Below are 268 nucleotides of genomic sequence, written 5' to 3'. Positions count from 1 at the left end.
TCGGTGAAGATCCCCTTGGCCTGGTTGAGATAGGCGCGGTTGATGCCGCGGATGGGGATCTCGCGGGTCGCAACCCCCGGCGCCGTTGCGTTCGAGCCGAACTGATAGGGATAACCGGCCATCATCGTTGCGCCACCCTGCACGACGGTGGCGATGCGGCTGTTGGTCTCGGGAATGATCGCGAACTTGATCGTATCCAGATAGGGGCGCGGCTGATCCCAATAACCGGGATTGCGGGCCATGGTCATCGATATGCCCTGGTTCCATT

General features: G+C 61.2%; 1 protein-coding gene. It reads right to left on the bottom strand.

All coding sequences use genetic code 11. The features are described from left to right. Positions 1-268: ABC transporter substrate-binding protein (locus tag AF337_RS25455; RefSeq protein ID WP_342028452.1), on the bottom strand; the 268-nt coding region annotated here is incomplete at both ends.

Source organism: Rhizobium ecuadorense (assembly GCF_001187535.1).
Lineage (GTDB): Bacteria > Pseudomonadota > Alphaproteobacteria > Rhizobiales > Rhizobiaceae > Rhizobium > Rhizobium ecuadorense.
This window is presented reverse-complemented; position numbering and strand designations above follow the sequence as displayed.